Annotated in this window: 14 protein-coding genes; 3 read left to right on the top strand and 11 right to left on the bottom strand. The window is 66.6% G+C overall.

Going from position 1 to position 13,901, the window contains the following annotated elements:
- Positions 1-14: 14 nt before the first annotated feature.
- The 6 genes from glgX to AC4EEO_RS15330 form a co-directional block, all read right to left on the bottom strand.
- The gene (glgX, locus tag AC4EEO_RS15305; protein ID WP_026264732.1) at positions 15-2,123 is read right to left on the bottom strand and encodes a glycogen debranching protein GlgX; all 2,109 of its coding nucleotides are present in this window, start codon (positions 2,121-2,123) and stop codon (positions 15-17) included.
- A gap of 92 nt (positions 2,124-2,215) precedes the next feature.
- A complete protein-coding gene (gene rlmB / locus AC4EEO_RS15310) occupies positions 2,216-3,205 on the bottom strand; it encodes a 23S rRNA (guanosine(2251)-2'-O)-methyltransferase RlmB (RefSeq protein ID WP_109044715.1) in 990 nt (329 codons plus the stop codon).
- A gap of 104 nt (positions 3,206-3,309) precedes the next feature.
- Positions 3,310-4,776 carry a cysteine--tRNA ligase gene (cysS, locus tag AC4EEO_RS15315; RefSeq protein ID WP_491329332.1) on the bottom strand — a complete coding sequence of 489 codons (1,467 nt, stop codon included), beginning with the start codon at positions 4,774-4,776 and terminating at the stop codon, positions 3,310-3,312.
- 9 nt (positions 4,777-4,785) lie between these two features.
- Positions 4,786-5,286 (bottom strand): 2-C-methyl-D-erythritol 2,4-cyclodiphosphate synthase, encoded by a 501-nt coding sequence (ispF, locus tag AC4EEO_RS15320; protein WP_026264734.1) that lies wholly within the window; start codon positions 5,284-5,286, stop codon positions 4,786-4,788.
- 8 nt (positions 5,287-5,294) lie between these two features.
- Positions 5,295-6,074, bottom strand: a complete 780-nt coding sequence (gene ispD / locus AC4EEO_RS15325; RefSeq protein WP_018762310.1) for a 2-C-methyl-D-erythritol 4-phosphate cytidylyltransferase — start codon at positions 6,072-6,074, stop codon at positions 5,295-5,297.
- Between the two features lie 107 nt (positions 6,075-6,181).
- Positions 6,182-6,664, bottom strand: coding sequence for a CarD family transcriptional regulator (locus AC4EEO_RS15330; protein ID WP_011690592.1), 483 nt, complete (start codon positions 6,662-6,664; stop codon positions 6,182-6,184).
- A gap of 271 nt (positions 6,665-6,935) precedes the next feature.
- On the opposite strand from AC4EEO_RS15330, the gene AC4EEO_RS15335 reads away from it, so the two are divergent.
- Entirely contained in the window at positions 6,936-7,499 is a 564-nt protein-coding gene (locus AC4EEO_RS15335; RefSeq protein WP_018762312.1) for a hypothetical protein, read from the top strand.
- Positions 7,500-7,604: 105 nt separating this feature from the next.
- On the opposite strand, the gene AC4EEO_RS15340 is transcribed toward AC4EEO_RS15335, so the two are convergent.
- Positions 7,605-8,285: a response regulator transcription factor gene (locus AC4EEO_RS15340; protein ID WP_026264738.1), complete on the bottom strand. Its 681-nt coding sequence runs from the start codon at positions 8,283-8,285 to the stop codon at positions 7,605-7,607.
- On the bottom strand, positions 8,282-9,523 hold the full coding sequence (locus AC4EEO_RS15345) for a sensor histidine kinase (RefSeq protein WP_491330896.1): 1,242 nt from the start codon (positions 9,521-9,523) through the stop codon (positions 8,282-8,284). Before AC4EEO_RS15345 ends, AC4EEO_RS15340 begins: the two co-directional genes overlap by 4 nt.
- Positions 9,524-9,728: 205 nt before the next feature.
- On the opposite strand from AC4EEO_RS15345, the gene phoU reads away from it, so the two are divergent.
- Positions 9,729-10,391, top strand: a complete 663-nt coding sequence (phoU, locus tag AC4EEO_RS15350; RefSeq protein WP_026264739.1) for a phosphate signaling complex protein PhoU — start codon at positions 9,729-9,731, stop codon at positions 10,389-10,391.
- Between the two features lie 140 nt (positions 10,392-10,531).
- Here the strand turns inward: phoU and AC4EEO_RS15355 are convergent, their stop codons facing one another.
- A complete protein-coding gene (locus tag AC4EEO_RS15355) occupies positions 10,532-11,278 on the bottom strand; it encodes a phosphoglyceromutase (protein ID WP_491339207.1) in 747 nt (248 codons plus the stop codon).
- Between the two features lie 101 nt (positions 11,279-11,379).
- On the opposite strand from AC4EEO_RS15355, the gene AC4EEO_RS15360 reads away from it, so the two are divergent.
- Positions 11,380-12,234, top strand: a complete 855-nt coding sequence (locus AC4EEO_RS15360; protein WP_133832714.1) for a class I SAM-dependent methyltransferase — start codon at positions 11,380-11,382, stop codon at positions 12,232-12,234.
- Here the strand turns inward: AC4EEO_RS15360 and AC4EEO_RS15365 are convergent.
- On the bottom strand, positions 12,219-12,572 hold the full coding sequence (locus tag AC4EEO_RS15365) for a DUF2516 family protein (RefSeq protein ID WP_018762318.1): 354 nt from the start codon (positions 12,570-12,572) through the stop codon (positions 12,219-12,221). The two genes, AC4EEO_RS15360 and AC4EEO_RS15365, sit on opposite strands and share 16 nt — an antisense overlap.
- A 9-nt stretch (positions 12,573-12,581) precedes the next feature.
- On the bottom strand, positions 12,582-13,772 hold the full coding sequence (locus tag AC4EEO_RS15370) for a trans-sulfuration enzyme family protein (protein ID WP_491329329.1): 1,191 nt from the start codon (positions 13,770-13,772) through the stop codon (positions 12,582-12,584).
- Positions 13,773-13,901: the final 129 nt, after the last annotated feature.

Genomic DNA, 13,901 nt, shown 5'->3' on the forward strand with positions numbered 1-13,901 from the left:
CGGTTGTACTGGGTCTAGGTTCGGTAGATGCTGATGGAGTTGGCCTCGGCAACATCGGTCTCGCCCGAGGCAACCCGGATGCCCTGCCGCTGCTCATGGAGCGGCGATGTGGTCAGGCGCAGCTCGAAAAGGCTCGGCGCCGCCCGCCCGAGGTCCGGCAACGTGATTTGTACATCCGTGGCACCGCCGTTCACCACCACCAGCCCGGCGAGGGCGCCGCCGTCATCGCCCAGCAGGAGTTGCAGGACCCGGTGGTGCGGATCGTTCCAGCGTTCAGCGGACATCGGCTGCCCGAATTGGTCGAACCAGTAAAGGTAGGACTGCTCGTCCCGGACGGGGAAATCATGGGGCTGGGCGGCCAGGAATTCCTTGCGCAGCCGGATGTAGCGCTTGGTGCTGCGCAGCATTTCGTGCGCCTCCGGGGTCAAGGTCCAGTCAAGCCAGGTCATGGCGTTGTCCTGGCAGTAGGCGTTGTTGTTGCCCAGTTGCGTCCGGGCCAGCTCGTCACCGGCAGTGATCATGGGGACTCCGAGCGATACCATCAGTGACGCCATCAGGTTGCGCCGGGACTGCGCGCGCCTGGCCAGGATCAGGCCGTTCTCGGTGGGCCCCTCCACGCCGTGGTTGTAGCTGCGGTTGTCGCCGTGCCCGTCCCTGTTCTCTTCACCGTTGTCCTCGTTGTGCTTCCTGTCGAAGGAGACGAGGTCGTTCATGGTGAAGCCGTCGTGGGCGGTAACGAAATTCACGGATGCCAGCCGTGAGCGGCCGGATGCCTGGAAGAGGCCGGCCGAACCGGAGAGCGAATCGGCGAGTTTGGCCATGGTTCCGCCGTGGCCGCCCGCATCCATGGCTGCCCGGTCCGCCAGCCAGAACGTCCGGACGGCGTCCCGGAAGTGGTCGTTCCAGTCCACCCAGCCTGGCGGGAACCGCCCGGTTTGCCAGCCGCCGTAGCCAATGTCCCACGGCTCGGCAATCAGTTTGACGCCGGAGAGGACGGGATCCGCGGCGATGGCGGTGAGGAACGGGTGGTTGGGGTCGAACTCGTTCCCGGCGTTCCGGCAGAGGGTGACGGCAAGGTCGAACCGGAAACCGTCAACGTGGAACTCGTCCACCCAGTACCGCAGTGAATCGACCGCCAGTTGGACCACATGCGGTTCGCCGAAATTCAAGGTGTTGCCGCACCCGGTGGTGTCCACGTACTTTCCGTGGCTGTCCATCCGGTAGTACGCCTGCTCCCCCAGTCCGCGGAAGCTGATGACCGGACCGTCCTGGGTTCCCTCCGCTGTGTGGTTGTAGACGACGTCGAGGATGACTTCGAGTCCGGCGGCGTGCAGGGCCTTGACCATGCCCTTGAACTCGTCCTGGACAGCCTGCGGGCCCGCTTCCCGGGCGGCACGGGTGGCGTAGCCGGGGTGCAGGGCGAAAAACGCGGCGGTGTTGTAGCCCCAGTAATTGGTGAGCCCCAGGTCCTGCAGGTGCAGCTCGTCGAGGTGGAAGTGCACAGGCAGGAGCTGCACGGCAGTGATGCCCAGGCCGGTGAGGTGCTCCACCACGGCTGGGTGGCCCATGCCGGCGTAGGTGCCCCGTAGGTCCTCAGGCACGTCGGGGTGGAGCTTGCTCTGGCCCTTGACATGGGCTTCATAGAGAATTGTGTTGCGCCACGGCAGGGCCGGACGCTCGTCCGATCCCCAATCGAAATCGGGTGCGGTCCGGACGCTGGCCAGCAGTCCGTCCTGCTCGTCCACCCCCCGGCCGTACGGGTCCAGCAGCAACGGCGGGTTGCCGGCGTCGTCCCCGTTTCCCGAGGCGGAGGCGTGCGGCGGCAGGGGCCGGCGGTCTGAGGACGGGCGGAACCCGTACCGCGAACCAAAGGGCAGGTCCTCGACGATGCCGTGATGGACGCCGCGCGCCACGTTCGGCAGGGTCCGGGACCGCCACTGGCCGCCCGGGGGGCAGTACACGATGTCCAGGCTGGGCACGGCTGGCGCGAAACAGGCAACATTGGCGCGGCCGCCGGCGTGGTGGCGTGTACCGCCTGAATCAACGCGCGGGACACTGACACCGAGGGGAACAGCCGAGGAGGCGTCCATGGTGGATGCGGTGTCGAAAAGCGGCATGACCATCACCTAAATGATAGCCGCCCGGGGCGGTTGACCTGCCCCGTCACCCCGGCACTGCAAGGCAATCGTGCCCCCGCACCGGGGGCGGTGGGCCACTACCCCGCCGCGCGCTGGCGGGAGACCTCGTACAGCGAGATGCCCACGGCCATGGAGGCGTTCAAGGACTCCATGGCGGAGTCGATCGGGATGGAGACAATCTGGTCGCAGTTCTCCCGGACCAGGCGGCTCAGGCCCTTGCCTTCCGAGCCCACCACGATGCACACCGGCTCGGTGGCCAAAGTGAGGTCGGGCAGCGAGACGTCGCCGTCGCCGTCGAGCCCCAGCACGAAGATGCCCATGCCCTTGAACTGCTTCAGGGCGTTGTTCAGGTTGGAGGCGCGGGCAACGGGGACGCGGACCGCCGCGCCGGCGCTGGTCTTCCAGGCCGAGGCCGTGACACCGACGGAGCGGCGCTCCGGAACAATGACGCCGTGGCCGCTGAACGCGGAGACGGAACGGATGATCGCTCCGAGGTTCCGGGGGTCGGTGATGCCGTCAAGGGCGACGAAGAGCGGCGCGTTGCTGACGTGCCCCTTCTTCCACTTCTCCACCGTCTCCTCGGCCAGTTCGTACGCGTCCTGGTACTCATACGGCGGAATCTGGAGCACCAGGCCCTGGTGGACGGCGTCGTCGGTCATCCGGTCCAGTTCGGGCTTGCCGGTTTCGAGCAGCGGGATGCCGCGTTCGGCGGCGAGCTTCAGGGACTCCTTGACGCGGTCGTCCATCTCGATGCGGATGGCCACGTGCAGGGCCTTTGCCGGGATGCCCGCGCGGAGCGCTTCGACCACGGAGTTGCGGCCGGTGACCACTTCTTCGGTGGCGCGTCCCTTGGGGCCTGACTTGGCGGCACCGGCGCTGCGTGCACCCGGACTGCGCTTGGCTGCGGACCGTTCGGCCAGTTGCTTGGCCTTGTGCGCCTTGTGGTACGGACGGTCCTCGGCCTTGGGCGTCGGGCCCTTGCCTTCGAGGGCCTTGCGGCCATGGCCACCGGTTCCGATGGTTGGGCCCTTCTTCGCTTTAACCGATCGGCGACCATTGTTGGCCATGATGTTCCACCCTTGATTGTGCTGACTGAGTCTGCCTACCAGTCTACTGACCGAAGAAAAATCGACGCGCGGGGGCTGCGGGCGTGCTCAGGGGCAGTGGCTGATCAGTCCCGCTTGAGGCTCCAGGTGGCACCGTCCGGGCCGTCTTCCACCACGACGCCGGCCTGGTTGAGGGTGTCCCGGATGGCGTCGGAAGCAGCCCAGTCCTTGGCGGCACGGGCAGCGGCACGGGCCGCCAGCTGCGCCTCCACCAGGACGCCCAAGGCGTCGGCCTCCCGGCTGCCCGCCTGCCCGGAACCGGCGACGGCGTTGAGTCCCAGGACGTCGGTCATGGTGACGACGGCGTACATCGCTTTCCGGGCAGCGTCGTCGTCCCCGTCCGCCAGGGCCGTGTTCCCGGCCCGCACGGTCTCGTGCAGCGCCGCCAGGGCACGCGGAACATTCAGGTCGTCGTCCATCGCAGTTGAAAACGCGTCAAGTGCCTCAGCCGGGTCAGCGGAGCCGCCGGCCACCAACCCGAAATCGGCGCCGAAGCGCGCCACGGCCTTCGCCAGGAACCCGTCGATGCGTTCGACGGCGGCAGCGGCTTCCTGAAGGGACGTGGGCCGGTAGTCCAGGACGGAGCGGTAGTGGGCCTGGCCAAGGTAGTAGCGGACAACCCGAGGGGAAGCGAGTTCCAGCATTTCGGTGGGGCTGATGGTGTTCCCAACGGATTTGGACATCTTTTCGCCCTGGTAGGTCACCATGCCGTTGTGCATCCAGAAGTTGGCGAAGCCATGTCCCGCAGCCTGCGACTGGGCCATCTCGTTTTCGTGGTGCGGGAAACGCAGGTCCAGTCCGCCGCCGTGGATGTCGAAGGCAGTCCCCAGGTACTTGGTGACCATGGCGGAGCATTCCAGGTGCCAGCCCGGACGCCCCGCACCCCACGGCGAGGCCCAGCTGGCGGTGGCCGGCTCGCCTTCTTTGGAACCCTTCCACAACGCAAAGTCGCGGGGATCCTTCTTCCCGCGGGGATCGGCGTCGGGCGCTGCCTGCATGTCGTCGATGTTTTGCCGGGTGAGTGCCCCGTAGTTGCCCCAGGAACGGACGTCAAAGTACACGTCGCCTGATTCGTCCAGCGCGGGGTAGGCGTGGCCGCGGTCGATGAGCTGTTGGATCAGGGCGTGCATCTCGGGGATGTGCCCGGTGGCCCGGGGCTCGTACGTGGGGCGGGAGACGCCGAGGGTGTCGTAGGCCGCCAGGAATTCCCGCTCGTAACGGTATGCCAGCGCCCACCACTCCTCCCGCGGCACTTCTCCCGGCTCGGGGATGAAGTCCGGCGCGAATGATGCCTCGGATTTGGCGAGGATCTTGTCGTCAATGTCCGTGACGTTGCGGACCACAGTGACGCGAAGGCCCCGGTATTGCAGCCAGCGGGTCAGCTGGTCGAAGGCGATGGCGGAACGGATGTGCCCCACGTGGGGCATTCCCTGCACCGTGGCCCCGCAGTAATAGAGGCTGACCTTGCCCTCAACGATCGGGGTGAAGTTCCGGACTTCGGCGGAGGCGGTGTCATAGAAGCGCAGGGTCACCGCTCCAGACTAGCCGATGGTGCCGCTGGTCCGTGGGTAGACCAAGGCGGTAGCCACCGCGGAGATGCCCTCGCCACGGCCGGTGAATCCCAGGCCGTCGCTGGTGGTGGCAGTGACGCTCACCGGTGCACCGGCGGCCTCTGAGAGGACGTGCTGAGCTTCTTCCCGGCGGGGACCGAACTTCGGCCGGTTGGCCACGAACTGGACGGCGATATTGCCGATCTCGAAACCCGCAGCCCGGACGATCCGCGCCGCTTCGGCGAGCAGCGTCACACCCGACGCACCGGCGAATTCCGGGCGGTCGGTGCCGAAGTGGGTGCCAAGGTCGCCGATGCCGGCGGCGGAGAACAGCGCATCCGCTGCGGCGTGGGCCACCGGGTCGCCGTCAGAATGGCCGGCCAGGCCGCGTTCGCCGGGCCAGAAGAGTCCGCCGAGCCACAACGGGCGGTCCTTGCCGTGGGCGGCGTATGCATGGACGTCGATACCCACACCGGTCCGCGGCAGGATCATGTCCGCGCTCACCCTTCCACCCACCGGGCGCCAAGGGGACCCTCAAGGAGCCCTTCGGCGAAGATCAGGTCAAGCGGCGTGGTGATCTTCAGCGACTGGGTTGAGCCGCGGACAGCGTAGACCGGCGTCCCCAGCATCTCCACGAGCATTGCGTCATCGGTGACGGCCGCCGACTCCCGCCGGTCCAGGCCCTCGGCGGACCGGTGCGCCTGCACCAGCGTGTCGAGGGTGAATCCTTGGGGTGTCTGAACGGCCCGCAGTTCCTCGCGGCGGGCCGTTCCCGTGACCACCTCCGGCGCGAAAACGCTGTCCCCTCCGGACGTGGCTGCAACGGTCTTGATGGTGTCCACGACGGGGAGAACGGGAATGACGGCGGCAGCGCCGGCGGCAAGGGCTTCCGTTACGCGGTGGAAGACGGACTCGGGCGTCAGCGCCCTGGCGGCATCATGGACCAGGACCGCTTCCGTGCCGTCCATCAGGGCAGCCATACCGGCGCGGACGGAGTCAGCCCGGGTGGCGCCGCCGTCCACAAGGGTGAGGAGGGGGCCGCCGTCGGCCAGTTCGTCCCGGAAACTGCCGCAGAGACGGCGCAGGCCTTCGTCCCCTGCGGGCAGCACCACGCAGACCTGGCTCGCAACACCGGAGGCGACGATGCCCCGCAAGGCATGCATCAGGATCGGTTCGCCTCCGAGGGGGACAGCCGCCTTGGGCATCCCGTAGCCGAGCCGCTGCCCGGAACCGGCGGCCACCACGATGACTCCCGTGACCAGGGGCGTTGATTCACTCATGCGGACTAGCCTACGACGCCGTGGCGGCTGCGCCGTGCCCGGGACGCAGCCCGGTTTCGGGCAAAAAGAAGCCCCGGCGGCACGTTAGTGCTGCCGGGGCTAAATTCTTAGGAAGCCAGGACCTCGTCGAGAACGCTTGCGGCCTTCTCCTCGTCGGTCTTTTCAGCCAGTGCCAACTCTGAAATCAGAATTTGGCGGGCCTTGGCCAGCATTCGCTTTTCGCCTGCGGAAAGGCCCCGGTCGTGATCCCGGCGCCACAGGTCGCGAACGACCTCTGCCACCTTGATGACGTCACCGGAAGCAAGCTTCTCCAGATTTGCCTTGTACCTGCGTGACCAGTTGGTGGGTTCTTCGGTGAACTCGGCACGAAGCACATCAAACACGTGCTCCAGGCCTTCCTTGCCCACTACGTCCCGAACCCCAACAAGGTCCACGTTTTCTGCTGGAACTTCAATGGTCAGATCACCCTGAGCCACCTTGAGCTTGAGATACATCTTCTCTTCGCCCTTGATGGTGCGCATCTTGATTTCTTCAATCTTCGCAGCACCGTGGTGAGGGTAAACTACTGTCTCGCCGACCTCAAATACCATGTGGACATTTCCCCTTTCCCGCAGACCAGTTTATCACGATTCAGGCATATGACCGGCCGGAGAAAGGGCTCCCAACCGCGAAAATACGCGGAAAAACGGCCCAATCGACCTCCTCGACCCCCTTGACGGATGAGGATATTAGTGCATCAGGTGAGCGTTCCCACAGTCGATGTGACGGCCTCGAATCCTCGTTTGACCCCGTTTGCGGATAGGCTATGGCTGCAAAAGACTTCAAATTTCTCGAGGAGTACGTGACGTGCGTTCCACTGCGATGAACCGGGCCCAGCGCGGCAAACTGGCACTGACGGCTGCTGCCCTTGGCGTCAGCCTGCTGACTGCGGGCTGCGGTTACATCACGCCCCAGCAGACCAGCCACCAGTACTCCGCCTCGGACGGCATCCGCGCAGACCTCGGCCCGTTGCAGCTGCGGAACATCCTCATCGTTTCCAGCGGCGAAGACGGACCCGGCCGCCTGATCGGCGCGGTCTACAACTCCTCTTCCAAGGACGTGAAGCTCACGGTCAACGGCGCCAAGGGCTCACAGACCGAAGTTCCGGTGAAGGCGAACTCCTACACGTTGCTGAACGAAAACACCGACCCTGCCATCCTGAGCACCACCGGCGGAAAGCCGGGTTCGCTGGTGGACGTCAAGATCAGCGAGAACGGCACAAACGTCACCAGCACGGTCAAGGTGCCGGTCCTGGATGCCACATTGAAGGAATACAAGGACTACCTGCCCACTGCGAGCCCGTCGGCTTCGCCGTCGTCGTCCGCCGGCGCCAGCGCAACGGCCACCGCCACGCCAAGCGCAACGGCAACCGCCACCAGCCGCTAGCGGGGAGCCCGCCAAGGCGGGCGCCCGAGACGTACAGCAAAGGGAGGGCCGGTTGGCCCTCCCTTTGCTGTTGCGCTGGCCTGGACAGCCTTGGCTGCCCGGGGCCTAGGGTTCGAACTTGTAACCGAGGCCCCGCACGGTGACCAGGAACCGGGGTGCGGAGGGATCTGGCTCGATCTTGCCGCGGAGGCGTTTGACGTGGACGTCAAGGGTCTTGGTGTCGCCGACGTAGTCCGACCCCCAGACCCGGTCAATCAGCTGCCCCCGGGTGAGGACCCGGCCGGAGTTGCGCAGGAGCATCTCCAGGAGCTCAAACTCCTTCAATGGCAGCAGGACCTGCTCGCCGTCCACACTCACGACGTGGCGTTCGATGTCCATCCGGACCGGGCCGGCCTGGACCGTTGAGGAAATCAGTTCCTCCGGCTCGCCCTGGCGCCGCAGGACCGCCCTGACCCGGGCCACCAGTTCGCGGGAGGAATAGGGCTTGGTGACGTAGTCGTCCGCGCCGAGCTCCAGGCCCACGACTTTGTCGATCTCCGAGTCCTTGGCCGTCAGCATGATCACTGGAACGCTGGAACGCTGCCTGAGCTGGCGGCATACCTCGGTGCCGGACAGGCCGGGCAGCTGCAGGTCCAGCAGGACAAGGTCGGCGCCGTTGCGGTCGAATTCCGTGATCGCGTCGAGGCCGTTGTCCACCACCTCAACCTCGAATCCTTCCTTGCCCAGCAAATAGGACAAGGGATCGCTGAACGACTCCTCGTCCTCCACTATCAAAATCCTGCTCAAGCGCTAGCTCCTCGTTCTGTTGCGCCGGCGGCGCGGGGTACTTGGGTGGGTGCAGGCCGGCCGGCCGGCTGCCGCGCCGGCGACGGTGCCGGAGCGTCGGGGACCGGACGGTCGCTGTCCTGTCCTTCCATCTCGGGAAGCCGCAGCGTGAAGGTCGATCCTTGGCCCGGCTGGGACCAGAGCGTCACCTCGCCGCCATGGTTTGAGGCCACATGTTTGACGATGCTCAGGCCCAGGCCGGTGCCGCCGGTCTGTCGCGAACGGGCGGCATCGACGCGGTAGAAGCGTTCGAAGACGCGTTCCTGATCCTCGGGCGTGAGCCCGTCCCCTTGGTCGGTCACGGAGATGGACACCAGGCCCTCCCTGGAACGTACGCCGATTCCCACTCTGGTGTTGGCCGGTGAATAGCGGATGGCGTTGTCGATGAGGTTGCGCAGCGCGGTGACCAAAAGGTCCTGGTCGCCGAAGACCTTGCCCTCGGTGCGGCCGCCCACCACGATGCTGATGTTCTTGCTCTCGGCGGGCAGCTGCGACCGGTCCACGGCCTCGGCGATGACCGCGTTGATGTCCACGGGGCCGCCTTGCTGCGTCACGCTGGCGCCCTGCAGCCGGGACAGCTCGATGATGTCCTGGACCAGTGCGGCGAGGCGGGCTGACTCCTTGTGCATCCGCTTGGCGAACCGGCGGACCGCTTCTTCGTCGTCCGCGGACGACTCGAGGGCCTCGGCCAGCAGGGAAATGGCGCCGACGGGCGTCTTCAGTTCATGCGAGACGTTGGCGACGAAGTCGTTACGGATCTCTTCCGTGCGGGTGATCTCGGTCCGGTCATCGGCCAGGAGCAGGATGTATTCCTCACCCAGCATGGCTGCCCGGACCTGGACGATGATGGTCCCCTGCCCCAGCGGTCCGCGCGGGAGCTCCAGCTGCTTCTCCAGGATGACGCCATCGCGCCGCACACCCGCGGTCATGTCCAGGAGTTCCTTGTGGACCACGGTATGGCCGCGGACCAGGCCGTAGGCGTAGGCTGCCGGGCTGGCACGGACAACGCCGTCGACGTCATCCAGGACCACGAAGGCACGTCCGACGACGGCCAGCACCTCCGCCGCCCCGTCCGGCAGCGCAGGTTCCCCGGCGTCGACCTCCAGCAGCTCGCGCTGCTTCTCGCTGACCCGGAACGCCAGCACGCCGAACGTGCCAAGCGCCAGGCCGACGAGGCCTGCAACCAGACCAATGAGCATAGGATCCACAGCTCCACTTTATGCTCTTGCCCGGAGGCCACCGGCGCTTCGAAGCCCTCACCGCGAACGGTTCAACTAACGTTCACCTCCATGGGCATAATCGTTTACCGGGCGATGACAGAGTTAATGGTTAGAGCGCCCCATGGCGACACGATTCCTGCTGCCCTGGAGCGGCCGGCAGGAGTTCCAAGGAAAGGACGCCTACGTGCGTAAGGTTTTTCAGGAAGAGCTCACCCAGGTCGGTGACCAGCTGGTGGAGATCTCCCGGCTGGTCAGCGAAGCCATAGACAAGGCCACCACTTCATTCCAGGTCGCGGACGTGGACCTCGCCCAGGACGTCATCGCGGCGGATGCGCGCATCGACTTCCTGCAGAACAGCCTCGATGAGCGGGCCATCGACATCCTGGCTTTGCAGGGTCCCGTGGCGAGCGACCTGCGCATGATCGTGGGCTCGCTGCGGATGAGTGCCTCACTGGAGCGGATGGGCGACCTCGCGCGCCACATCGCCCAGCTGGCCCGCCTCCGGTACCCGTCCACGGTCATTCCGGAGTCCATGACCGGGACCTTCAACCGCATGGCCGAACTGGACCAGGAGATCGCCGACAAATTGACGGTGCTGCTGGAGAGCCGCGACCTCGAGGTGGCCAGGGACATCCTGAAGGCGAACACCGCCATCAATGACCTGCACCTGAGCGTCTTCAAGGCCATCGCCTCACCCGAGTGGACCGAGTCGCCGGCGACCACCGTGGACGTGGCCCTCGCCAGCCGCTACTTCGAGCGGTTCGCGGACCACGGCGTCTCCGTCGCCCAGAAAGTGACCTACCTGGTCACCGGCGCGTGGCAGCCCAACGCGACTGAACACAGCTAACCAGGCGGATAACGACGGCGGGCTGGTCACCCCAGGTGACCAGCCCGCCGTCGTCGTTTCACATTTGACGCAGCGCGTTCTTCGGCCGGAGTGCGTCTAAGGGAGGAACGACCGAGCACCCGGCGAAGAACCGCGAAGTCTTACTTCTTGCCCTGGTTGGCTACGGCCAGGATGGCCTGCTCAGCGGCCTCTGGGTCCAGGTAGGTTCCACCGGGCTTGATCGGCTTGAAGTCATCGTCGAGGTCGTACACCAGCGGAATGCCGGTGGGGATGTTCAGCCCGGCGATGGCCTCGTCACTGATGCCGTCCAGGTGCTTGACCAGCGCACGAAGCGAGTTGCCGTGGGCTGTGACCAGGACGGTCTTGCCTGCCTTGAGGTCTTCCTTGATGTCCGATTCCCAGTAGGGCAGCAGGCGTACCAGGACGTCCTTGAGGCACTCGGTGCGCGGGAGGGCGTCGCCGAGGCCGGCATAGCGGGGGTCGTGGGCCTGGGAGAACTCGGAGTCGTCATCCAGGGGCGGCGGCGGAGTGTCGTAGGACCGGCGCCATTCCATGAACTGCGCTTCACCGTATTCGGCCAGGGTCTGGGCCTTGTCCTTGCCCTGCAGCGCGCCGTAATGGCGTTCGTTCAGGCGCCAGTCACGCTTGACCGGGATCCAGCCGCGGTCGGCTTTGTCCAGCGCGATGTTGGCGGTGTTGATGGCCCGCTTCAGCAGGGAGGTGTACAGCACATCCGGGAGGATGTGGTTCTCCACCAGCAGCTCACCGCCCCGCGCTGCTTCCGCGCGGCCCTGGTCGTTCAGGTCAACGTCCACCCAGCCGGTGAACAGGTTCTTGGCGTTCCATTCGCTGTGGCCGTGGCGCAGCAGAATCAGCTTGTAAGTCATGATTTTCATCCTAGCCGAGCAGTGTTGCCGGCCGCCCAGCGTTACATGGCCGGGCAGGCTTTTGGACCCGCCTCCACCCCCGCGGGGATAGTGTTGGGGCCGTGGTTCAAAAGGCTGAACGGGTGAATACCCCACAACTTTCCGGCAGGACATCTGCCGGCCGGCAGGGCCGGCCGGTAGGCAACGTCACCCGGGGAACCACCAACCCCAACCGGATGCGGCGGGTGGACCGCTGGCTGACGGGACCGCAGGCGTGGCGGCTGCGGTCCGCGGCCGACCCCCTCGTGGTTGACCTGGGCTACGGCGCCACCCCGGCCACCGCCGTCGAACTCTTTGAGCGCCTTGCCACAGTGCGGGCGGACGTCCGCGTGTCCGGCATCGAAATCGAGCCCGGGCGCGTGCAGGCGGCGATCCCGCTCCAGCGTCCGGGACTGACCTTCCATGTGGGCGGCTTCGAGCTTCCCGTCCCCGGCCGTCCGGTCCTGGTCCGGGCCTTCAACGTGCTGCGCCAGTACGAGGAAGCGGATGTGCCGGGCATCTGGCGCCTGGTTCAGGACCGGTTGGCACCGGGCGGCCTGTTTATCGACGGCACGTGCGACGAAGTGGGGCGCCGGGTGACGTGGGTTGCGCTTGACCGTGAGCGGCCGCTGTCCTTGAGCATTTCGGTCCGCTTCGGCAGCTTCGACCTGCCCTCGGAGGTGGCCGAGCGCCTGCCGAAGGCCCTCATTCACCGCAATATTCCCGGTGAACGGGTCCACGACTTCCTGCTGGCGCTGGACCGGGCCTGGCTGGAATGCGCCCCCCTTGCCTCGTTCGGGAACAGGCAGCGCTGGGTGGGCATGTGCCGGAGCCTGCGCGACGCCGGGTGGCCGGTCCAGGACGGCCCGGCCAGATGGCGGCTGGGCGAACTAACCGTGGGCTGGGACGCCGTGGAACCTGGCTACCAGGGGCCGTAGGGCCCCGTGTTGCGGCTGCCGCCGCGGCCGGCGTCCTTCACGGCGGGGCGGACATCGGCGAGGTAAACGGAGGCGGCCACGACCGCGGCGAGCCCAAACAGGCCAAGGGTGCTGACAATCCCGCCGCCGGCGCCGAACAGCGAAATCACGCCCACCAGTGTGGCGCCGCCGGTCAGCGCGAGCCAGAAGGCCTTGGTCCGCTTGCCAGTCGCCTCGAACGCGTTGGCGCGGTGCCGGGCACAGTCCACCAGCGCCCACAATTCCAGTCCCAGGGCCACCAGGCCAAGGATAAAGAACACTGCCTGTTCTACAGGCCGAATAATCAGTTCACCGTCCACGAACCCAGCCTAGCCGCCCAGCGTGTCCAGCGCCTGCTTCAGGTCCGCCCAGAGATCCTCCACGTTCTCGACCCCCACGCTGAGGCGAACCAGGTTGTCCGGCACGCTGGCAGGTTCTGCTGCGTGCCTGCGACGGCGTTCGATCAGGGACTCGACGCCGCCCAGTGACGTGGCGGGGAGCCATAATGCGAGGGCCTCCACCACCTTGTCCGCAGCGTCGGCACCGCCCAGGCCGGCGGCCGGCGCCACCTGCACGCAGATGATGGAGCCGAAGCCCTTCATCTGGGCCTGGGCCCGCTCATGGCCGGGGTCCGACGGGAGGCCCGGGAAGCGGACGGATTCAATGGCGGGGTGGGCCGCGAGGCGCTCCGCCAGCAGCATCGCGGAGCTTTGGGACCGCTCCACCCGCAGTGCAAGGGTCCGCAGTCCGCGCAGCGCCAGCCATGCTTCGAAAGGTCCGGCGATGGCGCCGTGGATGATGCGGTGGTGCAGCAAGGCGGACCGGATGTCCGGGTTGGAGGTGACCAGCGCCCCAAGGACGACGTCGGAGTGCCCGGCGAGGTATTTGGTCACCGAGTGGAGCACGACGTCGGACCCGAGCCGGAGGGGCTGCTGCACCAAAGGGGTGGAAAAGGTGTTGTCCGTGACGACGATGGCTCCTGCGGCGTGGGCGGCCTCGGCGACGGCCGCCATGTCAGCGATTCCCAACATCGGGTTGGTGGGACTTTCCAGCCAGAGCATGGCCGCGGCCCGGGCCCCGGGACCGGTGGGCGCCAGGGCAGCTTTGACACCATCGGTATCAGCGATGTCCACGGTGCGGAGCTCTATGAAGCCCTTCTGGGCAAGTTCGGAGGCCATGACCAGCGAGCCCGAATAGCTGTGGTCCGGCATCACCAGCACTCCCCCGGCCGGGATCAGGGACAACGCCGAGCTGACGGCCGCCAGGCCTGAGGCGTACAGCAGGCCCGGCAGCGCGGAGCCCTCCAGCTGGCCCAGCGCCTCTTCGAAGGGATCCCACGTCGGGTTCGAATAACGGCCGTAACCCCGGTCCCCGTCGCCCAGCGGACCGGTGCCGAAGTAGGTGGAGGACAAGGTGATGGGCGGGTTGACCGGCTGGTCCCTTTCCCGGGGCGGACGTCCGGCCGCGACCACGACGGTCTCGGGGGAAAGGGACGCGGCCTGGTGCTCGGAAAGACTCATGTTCAACAGCGTACTGTCCGGCCGGGATCCGCCTGAAAGGGGTGCCGCCGTATGGACGCCTTGCGTTCACCGGCTATCCACACAGGGTGCGGCGACGGGTCAAAAAATGTCGGTCCGGCTCGGTAGGCT

The organism is Pseudarthrobacter sp. MOO13 (genome assembly GCF_058267655.1).

Coding starts and splice junctions, on each gene's coding strand:
- glgX (WP_026264732.1), bottom strand. CDS start 2,123: ATGGTCATGCCGCTTTTCGACACCGCATCCACCATGGACGCCTCCTCG.
- rlmB (WP_109044715.1), bottom strand. CDS start 3,205: ATGGCCAACAATGGTCGCCGATCGGTTAAAGCGAAGAAGGGCCCAACC.
- ispF (WP_026264734.1), bottom strand. CDS start 5,286: ATGATCCTGCCGCGGACCGGTGTGGGTATCGACGTCCATGCATACGCC.
- ispD (WP_018762310.1), bottom strand. CDS start 6,074: ATGAGTGAATCAACGCCCCTGGTCACGGGAGTCATCGTGGTGGCCGCC.
- AC4EEO_RS15330 (WP_011690592.1), bottom strand. CDS start 6,664: ATGGTATTTGAGGTCGGCGAGACAGTAGTTTACCCTCACCACGGTGCT.
- AC4EEO_RS15335 (WP_018762312.1), top strand. CDS start 6,936: ATGAACCGGGCCCAGCGCGGCAAACTGGCACTGACGGCTGCTGCCCTT.
- AC4EEO_RS15345 (WP_491330896.1), bottom strand. CDS start 9,523: ATGCTCATTGGTCTGGTTGCAGGCCTCGTCGGCCTGGCGCTTGGCACG.
- AC4EEO_RS15355 (WP_491339207.1), bottom strand. CDS start 11,278: ATGACTTACAAGCTGATTCTGCTGCGCCACGGCCACAGCGAATGGAAC.
- AC4EEO_RS15370 (WP_491329329.1), bottom strand. CDS start 13,772: ATGAGTCTTTCCGAGCACCAGGCCGCGTCCCTTTCCCCCGAGACCGTC.